This is a genomic window from Nostoc sp. UIC 10630 (assembly GCF_010747425.1).
Classification (GTDB): domain Bacteria; phylum Cyanobacteriota; class Cyanobacteriia; order Cyanobacteriales; family Nostocaceae; genus Nostoc.
This window is the reverse complement of the sequence record NZ_JAAGOG010000075.1, coordinates 1-11,542: the sequence shown is the minus strand read 5'-3', so window position 1 is coordinate 11,542 and position 11,542 is coordinate 1. Positions and strand designations below refer to the sequence as shown.

Below are 11,542 nucleotides of genomic sequence, written 5' to 3'. Positions count from 1 at the left end.
TACTTTTACCTCTTGCTTTTTGACTACAATATGCCATTCTCTCTTAATTTATCCAACAGAATTCAGGAGTCAGGAGTCAGAATTCAGCAATGCTTTATGACCGAAAAAGCGGATGAATAATAGGATTTAAAACCCCCACCAAATCGTAGATTTGGTGGTCAACAAGACCTGCGCCGGTCTGAATCCCCGACTGATTGATTCTGACTCCTGTTAGCGGATAGCTAAGGTTTAGCCCATTCAGAATAGCTGAATTCTTCTTCAACCGCATTGTCTGAGTGAGCAATTTTACTTAAAATCAACGCTATATTATCAGAAAATTGCAATTAATATTAATATTTAAGTCTCAACTATTTTTTGTATTTAATATTTGCCATATTTATCTATAGATAAAATAAATATATTTAATAAATTGACTTTCAAACTTATTCATCTGTTAAAATATTGACAAAAAATTGTGCAAATTAGGTGTGCTTTTATGATATTCAATCTTAACAAAAACCGGATTTATGTACTTGCTTTACTGTTAAGTTTGGGAGTGTCTTCATGCCAATCACCAGAACAAAAAGCTGCTTCTGCTCAAAAAGCAGTAGAAGCAGAGCGAGAGCAAAAGTTCAAACAGTTTGTCGAGAGTACGCCTGATTTATACAAAGTAACTTGGAAAGTTTGTGGGAATGCTGGCGTAGATTTAAATAGAAAAATAAATTTGGGCTGTGATGAAACTAAAAATATTCCTACTCAAGGTTTCCAAACACCCATTTATGTATGGGGCCCTGCTGGAGAAATAAAGTTTATCACTAAGCCTAGCTTCTTTGCTGATATTTCATCGGACTCAACTCTTTTTGTCAAATCTAGGGGATGTCTTGCATCAGGTACTGCTAAACAAGAGCAATTATATGTTGTCAGAGAATTTCCACTAAAGAAAGGCAGTAATCCTCAACCTAAAGATGCGAAAATAGAAATCGTGCCAAAACAGGAAAAAGAGAAGATATTGCGAGATGCTGTCGCAAATGCACAAATAGAAAATGCAGCTCTTACAAATTTTGGTGTATCCTCCAATGGGCTAATTCCTACAGGGAAAGCTTGTCAATCATTTGATGAGTGGAAGAAAGCTAATTAGGAACTCTCTTTCAGTTTAACTAATATTGGGGTCAAGTCCCCATCCCATCCAGGGGAAACGCATCTGAATTACTCTATGATCGCAACGAAGGTTAGGAACCAACGAAAAAATCTTTCCTTTCGCGTTTGTTTACCTCCATCTGTGTGAAGAAAGCCAATCGCCGCAGACCAGAACTGTCTCACCATCTCCCTAATGTTTACATTTGTATACGTTGTAGACGTATCCACGGCTTCCATTTGCCGTTGGGAGAACGCATTTAAATTCTTCCTATTAACTGATAAATATTCTGAAAATCTCTATTTCACAGTCAGAGTCCGAATTCTTTGCAATGCCTGCCTAAACTTGTTGGCATCATAGGTTTTTTTAAAATAATTTTGGAAACATCGGAAACATTATGGAAACATTGCAAAATTTTCTTGACCTATCAGTGAAGGGATGCCAAAATTGGTCAAACAAGCGCAAGTAGGAGATTAATCGATGAAAGTAACTAGACATCGAGACAAAATTTTAGCAGCGCTACGGGAATGGTTTCGCATTCATAAACAAGCACCTACTCTGGAGGAATTCTGTGCTGAACTGGGAATGCAACCCCGCCAGAAAGCAACACTGCAACGATGGTTGCAGACGATGCGAGGTATCGATGTGGAATGGGAAGATAATGCTGCCCGCAGTCTTCGCTTCCTCACCCCTGAACCGGACATTGAACCAGGACTACAAATACCCGTAACGGAAACATTGCGGTATTTAGCAACCGGCTTAGTAGAGTGGGAAAAACAAGAACCTATGAACAGAGCGCATATTCCAAAAGCTCTTCGTGTTGGGATGTCCAGAATGCATTTAACATCTTTGCTTTCTGGAGACGAACAAGCCCCCTCAAGCCTGCCAGAATTTTTTAACTGGGCAAAAAAACCAGTTCTTGACTGGCAACCAGCAGCAGAGATTAAACACCTATCATCGGAAGTCACTCTTATAGAAGATGGGTTAGTTTCCGATTTTGCCCTCCAGTGGCAAGTTACGGGTGCTGATGTAGAAATGCAGGTGCAAGAGAAAGTCCTGCAAGATGTCCTGGAATACTGTCGGGTAAACCAACTAGAAGAAGCTTATCGCGCCTTACGAAAGCTGATTATTGAGTGTCCTGTCCTCCCCTACTCTCAATACCGTCGCCTTTTGTCTTCATCCCAATTAAGACCTCTGCGTGATTTTTTGCTGCAAATGTATGTGGATTTGGTTGATTTAACAAGTGACCCCACTTATCACTTCTGCTCTCGCTGCAAATATGTAATGCGTCGCCGTCGAGATGGAACTTATAACTGCCGAAACATGACTTGTGAACAGCTGAGTGCGAAACTCCGCCTCCCACCCCAAGCGTCAATTCCCAAGCATGAGGCAGAAGATTGGAAAGCCCTTACCCCTGGTGTGCATCGGTACGGGACACTGCCAGGACTTTGGGAAATTCAGCTTGCAGAAACCCTGACAAAACTGGGAGTACACGTTACTCTTTGGCCTGAAATTGATCAATTTGACTTACTCGTAGAGTTTAGTAAAAAAGTTCGCTGGGCAATTGACGTTAAAGATTGGTCGTATTTAGATGAAGAGCGTTTGCGGAAAGTAGACTATCGCTTTGATACTACTGAAACCTTTATAGTCTTCCCAGATGAGCGAAATGATGTCTTACGAATTGAGGTGGAACGCCAAAGACTCGAACCAGGATTGGGTGGCGTGCGCTTGAAGCTGGTTAGTGAAATTATCTCCCAAGCGAAAAAAATTCTGGAGAAGAAAAATCATGCGTGATATTTCTCAATGGGGTAAACCATTGCGTCAAGCCCTTCGCAAATCGCAGGACTTAAAAGCTTATGTGGAAGAAAGTTTACCTGATGCAGAGGCTAATATACAGCAACGAGAAATAGCACGTCTTGCTCAACTTATTGCGGAAGTGGAATTGGGGTTAACCTTACTGATGGAGGTAGCTCCAGAAGAAAGAGCGACTTCCGTATCAGCGTTACTTTTAGGATATCGTTTTCCAGTCAAAGCACTTGAAAGTGAAGAAAACTGGCTACTCGTACAAAAAGCCCGTTTTTATCTTGTGCGTCGTAAAGGAAGACAGTGGGAGCGGACTCTGGCTGAATACATTAAATTACCTGAAATTATCAGGATATTCAGCTTAACGGATACAAATGATGTTGCTCAACTGATTCCATGTAGCACTTACCCCCAACGTTTACAACTGTACCGTCAAACCCTATCAAAAACTCCATCGCACAAAAAAGGAAAAGTCAAACTAGCAACCTCTGGTTATTGGTATGCCAAAGTTTCTCATAAAGGTCACACTACCGTTGATGTTCCGATCAATATTCCTGAAGCTGTCGCTAATCTGGCTCTTTCTCCGCAGATATCTTTTCATGGCACACGCACGGCTGTGAATCCCTCTCGTCTTGTCACCTTAGAAAAATTGCTACAAGATGCTCAGGAAATGGATGAAAAACTGGCCCAAGCTGGGTACGAGCCAGAAAATTATCATCAACGTCTAACAGGAATTGCCTTAAAGTTATACGACGCATCAATAGATGATTTTCAACCTTCCCTACCAAACACTGAAATTAAACTAGAGCAACTTGTCCACATTGTCGGTTTATTGAATGTAGGTAAATCAACACTGCTTGATATTCTGATTTACCATTTTGCGAAACTTGGATATCGCTGTGCATTGCTGGTAAATGATGTTGTGGCAGCAGTGCGTGTGGCTTCCCTATTTCGAGATGGATTGGGAATTCTTGCGGCCCCTGTGTTGGGAAGCAGCGATCGCTTTCAACACTTAGAAAAAGTTTATGAACCAATTCTAGCAACCCAAGGTGAAGAAATCGAAACAGGAGCAATCCACCCAGCATGGCGTTGGTTTAGTCCTGTCTGTCCTTTACTACCTTTAGTGCAATCAGAAGAAAAATGGGAGTTCGGTGAAGAACCATGTCACAATCTTTACCAAAAACAACCCACTACTAAAAACGGCAATTCCCAGACAGAGGATGATGAGGATGTCGAAGATTTTGAGGAGGGCGAGAGTGAAGATAAATATACTTGTCCCTTGTATTACAAATGTCCGCGTCACCAATTAGAACGAGACATAGCTACAGCATTGGTTTGGGTGTTAACACCAGCCAGCTTCATTCATACGCGCGTTCCCCCGCAAGTTTTTGCAGAAAAACTGACCTTTGCTGAAGCTGTTTACCGTGAATGTGACTTTCTCTTTGTTGACGAAGCCGACAGGGTACAGGTGCAGTTTGATGAAGCTTGCGCCCCCGATGAAGTCTTAGTAAATTCTTCTGGAAACTCCCTATTAAATAAGCTAGGACTCAAATTCGCCACCACTATTTACAATTCTGACCGCCGCAGCATGGCGGCTGAACTCGTTGCCACTGCAAAAAGAGCTAATGACTACGCGCAAATTGCAACAGACCTAATTCTCCCCCGGCTCCATAACCAACCAAAACTTGTGGAATGGGTGGGACAAAACCCCTTTACAGGTCGTTCACTCTTCGCCCATATAATCCGCGACATTCTAGAAACACCAGAAACAGAACAGAACGAACCATCTCCTAAGCTGAAACGTGCCGAACGCAGCAAGGAACGACAAAAACGCATTCAGGCTGGTTTACCCCCCGAAGAGGAACGCCAGCGCCGTAAAAAAATCATGCAAACTTTGGAGGGATTTTTGCAAGCTCCCCTTAATCGTCGCAAAGGAGGAGAACTTTCAGACCTTGCCTTTACTCTACTGAGTGCCGAAAATGATGCTAGGGCATTAACTGAGGTTGCTGAATGGTTACACAAATGGCTGGAATCCTTGGGGATTTCTCTCGCAGAAAAAACTAAATTCGAGGAAGTTACGCACCATTTGCACTTAGCAATTCTGGTAACGGTACTCAACGATAAGCTGGGCTTTCTAGTTGATAACCTGAATGCACTCATGCGGGCGGGAGTTCTTGACTTGCATGACACGAGTCTTGCCCTTGTGTACCGCCCACCCCGTGATTATCTGCCAGTTGTGCCATCTTCACCTGTGGGAAACATTTTAGGCTTCAGGTATACGCGAGATCGGAGTAACAAATCTGGTGGGAAGTTGGAATATTTTCGCTACGTTGGGGTTGGACGCTATTTACTCCTAAATTTTCCCCATCTCTTTGCTGTTGATGGTTGGGATGGCCCCCATACAGTTTTGATTTCAGGCACTAGCTACGCTCCAGGGACACCTGCTTATCACATCCGCAAAAAACCGACTATATTGCTAGAACCAGCTACCAATAATTACACAGCAGGTGATGCCGGAATTGGCGAAAGCGACTTTTTCTTCAGTTCCCAACCTAATGCAGTCGGCAAGTACATCGCCCTATCGGGACTGCCACCAGATGTGAGAAAAATAGCTGTTAACGAAATGGTCAAGGCCATCTGTCACAATCCTGGACAAGCCAACAGCTTTCTCGATCAATTATTTGCAACCTTGAGTGATTTAGCCAAACAAGATCCAGAACGTTGGGGCGATCGCCAACGCTTATTGCTGATCACCAACAGCTATGACGAAGCAGAATTGGTGGAGTCAATTTTAAAACCCCTCTACCGTAATGTTGAAAATCTTAACGGCATTGCTACCCTACGCCGTGACAATGCTCCGGCTCACTTGAGTGGTATTCGTCGCGGTCAAATTCGTGACCTCGCCCAAATGTCTATTCCAATTGTCGTTGCACCTTTGATGGCATTAGAGCGAGGACACAACATTCTCAATGAGAAGCGGATAGCAGCATTTGGGGCGGCGGTATTCTTGAGCCGACCAATGCCAGTTCCCGATGATTGGCAAACTACTGTCCAGCAACTCAATAATTGGGCGCTGGAAAAGTCTGAAGATTCTAGGCTTTATGAAGCACTAGAAAAACGAGGCGATGCTCTCACGCTGACGAATATAGAAAATGAGTTCTACCAGTATGCGGTGGCGAAAATGCTTGACTTAAACTGTCGGGCGATGTCCTTCAAACAGTTAACCAGTGATGAACGTTCTATACTCTGCTGGACTCAATTGGTAAGTGTTTGGCAAATTATCGGGCGTTTGGTACGTGGAGGAGTTCCCTGTATTGTCCATTTTCTAGATGCAAAGTTTGCACCTCAATCAGTTGACAGTGAACTCGACAACGAACGAACCTCACTGTTAGTAGGCATAATCAAGGAACTTCAACTTGCTATTGAGCCAGAAGACAAACAACCTTGGGAAAAAACATTAGCTAAATCCCTCTATGGTGCTTTCTTTAATGCACTCAAACAAACAAAGGATTTACGCTATGACCAATAAAATCATTTCGCTATCGTTCTTCTTGGTCAACAATCTTAGGGAAAAACATTAGCCAAATCCCTCTACAATGCTTGCTTCAATGTACAGAAGAAAATGAAAGATAAGGAGTTAAATTATGCCATTTAAAATTAAAAGCATTCTCCCCGGAGCTTGGGAACTTACTAAGAATGAACAATACGAACTTTTTTCTCTCCAAGTCCCTACTGTATGGCAGCAAGTCGCTCAAGCTCTGGCGCAAAAACGTGTCAATTTGCAAGGTAGAGGTTATCCCGCCGTTCCCGTCTACTCCCTCGACCCGATTATCGCGGCGAGCTTTCCCAGAATCATTCAAACAGTACGTAATGGCTGGCAACGTCCCGGTGTACCTTGGATATTAGCAACAGAACGGGCTGACCTTTTCAACTTGCCTGACTTGATCAAAGATTGGTTGCGTGAGGAATTTAGCTACTGTTTAGGTGATGATGAAGTTGAATCTATTCTCGACCAACTGGATGATAATGCTTGGGAATGGAAGGATAAATCAACAGTTTATCCTTTGCAACTTCCACCAAATAACCCGTATGGCATAGACATTCGCTGGCAGGCGATACCTGATTATATGGCTGGGGAATTTCTCAAAAATCCACAGGTCACTTTCGGTTCCGATAATCAGTACCAACTAACTTTTTACCAAGTAGTAAACCTTAAGCAAGGAGCCGAACTAATATCATGGCCTCCTTATGAAGTTCCGCTAATTAAAAATAAAAAACAAGTTGGCAAAGTAAATATCTCATTTGTCATTCATTTCAAGTTGCAAACAGTTCCTTGGCGCAGTCAGCCAATGATTTATCATCAACTTTCGATTCGGCGATGGCTTACCGAAACTATAGAACGCCTACCTTATCGAGGCGTTACTTCTTTTGTTGGTGATAATCGACGGTGGTTAGATGGGAAAAAACAACCATTCCGCTTGATTCATATCCCTATTAAGCAAATTACAACGCAAGAAGGAAGAAAAGCAAGGTGGCCACTCGCTATTAGTGAATTACTGAAAATTAATGATTCTCCACTTCCTGAACCTGATAGTTTAGCTAGTGAGCCAGTTTATAATTGGTCTGTCTTTGGTGCTGCCCCGACTGGAATACAAGCTGCTATTGCTTATGACTCTCGACATTTGGGTGAATTTCCTTGTTTTCCTGGTGTGAGTCCGCTAGATTTAGCTAGTTTAGATAGTGCTATTCAAAATAAGATCGAGCAAGGAAATTTCCCAGTTCGCCGTATAGGTAAAGCGATGAGAAAATCTGGTGAATCTTTACCTTTTTGGGAGCCTGGAAAGTCACAAAAAAAAGGTAGTCTAGAACCTAAAAATCCTGATGATTTATCTACGCCAATGTTGCGTCCAAAAATTGCTGCTCCTGCTACATTTCGACACCCTGAAAGCTCTCCTAATACCATCCTAATTTTGTGGGAAACCCAAAAATGTCGAGATGCGCTAATTGCAGAAATTTGTAAATTACTTTCAATCTCACCTCAAGGAGAAACAATCACTTACGAAACTTTAACGGGGTTAACAAGAGAAGAAACTCTTTATCAAAATCAGGATGTATGTCTGCGGATTATAACTCAGCACGTCTCAGACATAACAGCAAGACTAGATGTTGATAATCCTGAAGTTGAGGGCAATAACCGACAACAAAAACGCACTAATTTGATAGACAAGCGTATTCATCAGATTACCTCATATTTACCCTCACCAAAAGGATTAAGTGGTGCTTTAGTAGAAATTAAACCAAAGAAATATTTCTTTCCACCGGAGTCAGATTCAAAACTTGCTGTGCGAATTGGGGTAATGCAGGCTGGTTATGTCAATCAGCACATCCATGCTTTAACAACATCTGAAACAAATGGTCAAGAATACATTCCGAAAAAATCTCAAAATCGAGTCCAAAGGGCAGTATCAGACTTATTACGACAATTTGGAATTTTACCTGCTCCTCTCATCGACTTTGAAAAAGATGGCATAGATCCAAATATGTGGCTGACTTGTTTTTATGTTTTACGCCGCACTCGAAAAACAACAGCTAATAATCAAGCTTCTACTGTAGCGTTGATGGTACGAGTCAACCCAATCAAGGGAACGGTACAGGTCACTACCCCTACTTTCTTCGCTACACAAGGCTGGGTATCGTATTCAGCAGGGCTGGGATATTTACTCCGTGAAAAATGGGAACCTAATAGCTATGCTGATGAAACGACTGGTGATACTAGCGATGCACAACAGTCTAGTGATACCCAAAACGAACAGAAGTTTCTCAATAAATTTGTTACCGATTGCTTGCGTGATTGTTTAAGTACATCAATTGAAAAGGAAAAACCTCCCCATGTGCTGTTTATGGCTGAAGCCATAAATGCTCGTACAATGCTGACATGGTTACAAAATCCCCAACTACCAGCTAACAATTTACCCGATCAACTAAAACGGCACATGACAGAATCGGAAATAAATCGGCTTTCGGTTGTGCGGTTAAGAGTTCCAGGTAATGGTGAAGTTCCCGTTGCTATTGCTAAGGGTTCTCCTGGTAGCAGAACTAATGGTTTATTCTGCTGGCAGGATGTGTGCGATGATGAGGCAACAGCACTTTACCTCAGCATGAGGAAGCTGTTAAATACCGAGCAAGGTACAAATACATTACAACAGAAACAGTCTCGTCTGGATAATGGCGGTGTACAAGCAGGCAATCCAAAACCATTAGAAATAGCTGTTATTCATCACCCAGGTCTTGAACGCGATAAGTTAGCTTGTTTTGTTCATAATCTTAGAGATCGATGGCCATATTTTGCTAATGAGGTTTCTTTACCGTTACCTTTTCCGTTTGCAACTTCAGCTAAACAATATGCTGTGAGTGCTAAAGATAGAGTGGAATCTGTTGACTTAGAAGAGGAGGACGAGGAGGAAGATTCTTCTGAATCTCTTGATTAAAGTGATGATAAACTACTGTCTATAGATTCTAGATAAAAACTGTAATTGGCATCAAAACAATCACTTGATTGTGGCGAACTACAAGTGTTGATAGCTTGAAAGCGGTTGTAAATTGTGTTGTAATTACGACTATATATTTGTACAACTTCTGATGCTTGTACTGAAACTGTTGTTCCAGAAGGAATACTGCTTAACACATTTGTTGCTTGTTTGATTTTTGCAAGTGCATCTTGCAGTCCAGCTAACGTGTAAGGCATATTTTGAGCAATTCTCTCAACTTGTTTAGCTAATTTTTGCGCTTGTTTAAATTTTAAAACAGCGTTATCTTCAATTATTAGCCGTTTATTAATTGTAGTATAGTTAGCCTTATATTCTTGAAGCCGCTGTTGTTCTTGTGCATACAAAGGGGAATTTTTAGGCATTGTTCCTAAAAGCTTTATTGCCTGTTCAAGTTTATTGCTGGCTTGTTTCCAAGTTGTACTAGAATGTGGAGGGTTCTGTGTAATTTTTACTGCTTCCCAACTCAATTTTTTGGCATTTTCAATCGAATCAGATGCTTGGATTTCAGATGACAAACGCGCTGAAATTACAGCATAATTATTACGATATTGTTCAAGTTTTGTTTTTGCATCTACGCTAACAAATGAATCTTCGGGAATCGACTCTAAGATAGTAATTGCTTCTTGCCATTTATTACTTGCTTCATTCCATACTGTTGCTGGGTGCGGTGGATTTTGCACCAAAATAGCTGCATCCATTGCTAACTGTTTTGTAGATTCAAACTTAGCTGCTGTATCTTCTTCTATTTGCAGTCGTTTTTCAACTGGATCGAGTTGCACGCGAAATTTACTAATATCCTGGTGTGCTGCAAGATATGCAGATGCAAATGAATTCGGAATTATTTCAACTGATGCAATTGCCTGTTTAATTTTGTCACGCATTAGTCTGATTTCATTAATATCTTTTGCTTGTGTTACATCACCTATGCTTGACATTAACGTTTGTGCATTCCAACGTACTTGCTCTTGAGAAAAACGCTTCCAACCAAACCAAACTCCAGGACTAATTAAAATTAAAATACTTGCAACAATTGCAGTTGTAATCTGAACAGATTTTCTTCGTTGTTGTCGCTGACACTGTTTCATCAATAGTGGATTTTTTAAACATTCCTGTGCTTCTTTTATTTTTCCTTCTCCTTCTTGAATTAAAGTTTCAATTTTTGGTTGTAGCTTTTGACAAAAACTTAAAATATCTAAAACTTTTTCGTTTTGACTATTAAAATCAATAAATAATTCATCTTTTGGGCTAAACTCTACTGCACAAATACTGCCAAAAAGCAATAACAAACTTTCTAGTGTAGTAGATTTAATATAAGTAATTTTTCCTTTTTCAATTGTATTAATAATATTCTGGAAGTTTTTGTTTATTGATATTAAATCTTTCTGTACAATTTTGATTTGTTCAAGCTGGCATAACATGACACCTTGATTCCCAAAACTTAAACTGTTCTTGATTATACGACTCTTGGTTTTGACATCATTTTTAATATCGCTTATTGATTTATTTGAATGTATTTCTTCTAATGCGGTTATCAGTCCCGGATGTTGAGTGCATTCTTTTCCAAATGAAACAAGATACGCTAACTGTAGTATAGGCTTTTCAATAATTTGCTTTAAATTAATACATTTATTAATAATAGATTTTACAGATTCGTATTGAGAATTATTATATAAAATAATAACTCCGTTTTCATCCAAACCTAATGCCGTAATGGATTTACCAAGAACACCAATTAAGGCTTTAATAACATCAATATTTAATGGATTATTCGCTTGCTTGTTAATCTTTTTTGTAACTATATCTAGTTGTCTATATACGTTTCTCAATTGTACTTGTACTTGAGACATACGATGTAAATTTTGCTGCATTACAGGGAGACTATCAAAATTTAATCGCTTTTCTGCTGTTATTAAAACAGCAGAAACTTTTTCGTGTAATTGATCAATGCTAATTTTTGACTGTACTTGCGTAAGAATATGTAAAAAGCCTGCATCACTTAGACAAGTATCTATAAAATTTTGTAAAAACTTTGCAGATGCTATTATATTTATAATTTTATGCTCATACTCTTCACATT

5 protein-coding genes are annotated in these 11,542 nt (G+C 40.4%); 4 read left to right on the top strand and 1 reads right to left on the bottom strand.

All coding sequences use genetic code 11. The features are described from left to right. Nucleotides 1-475 precede the first annotated feature (475 nt). The 4 genes from G1O98_RS18375 to G1O98_RS18360 all read left to right on the top strand — a co-directional run bounded on the left by G1O98_RS18375 (nt 476) and on the right by G1O98_RS18360 (nt 9,405). Nucleotides 476-1,117 (top strand): hypothetical protein, encoded by a 642-nt coding sequence (locus G1O98_RS18375; RefSeq protein ID WP_163930332.1) that lies wholly within the window; start codon nt 476-478, stop codon nt 1,115-1,117. Nucleotides 1,118-1,594: 477 nt separating this feature from the next. Further along, nucleotides 1,595-2,908 carry a Fis family transcriptional regulator gene (locus tag G1O98_RS18370; protein WP_163930330.1) on the top strand — a complete coding sequence of 438 codons (1,314 nt, stop codon included), beginning with the start codon at nt 1,595-1,597 and terminating at the stop codon, nt 2,906-2,908. Further along, nucleotides 2,901-6,446, top strand: a complete 3,546-nt coding sequence (locus G1O98_RS18365) for a hypothetical protein (protein ID WP_163930328.1) — start codon at nt 2,901-2,903, stop codon at nt 6,444-6,446. The genes G1O98_RS18370 and G1O98_RS18365 overlap by 8 nt, the downstream gene beginning before the upstream one ends. Nucleotides 6,447-6,561: 115 nt before the next feature. After that, a complete protein-coding gene (locus tag G1O98_RS18360; RefSeq protein ID WP_163930326.1) occupies nt 6,562-9,405 on the top strand; it encodes a DUF3962 domain-containing protein in 2,844 nt (947 codons plus the stop codon). Here the strand turns inward: G1O98_RS18360 and G1O98_RS18355 are convergent. Continuing rightward, nucleotides 9,402-11,542, bottom strand: a 2,141-nt coding sequence (locus G1O98_RS18355; protein ID WP_163930324.1) for a hypothetical protein, incomplete at its 5' end; no start/stop codon positions are given. The genes G1O98_RS18360 and G1O98_RS18355 overlap by 4 nt on opposite strands.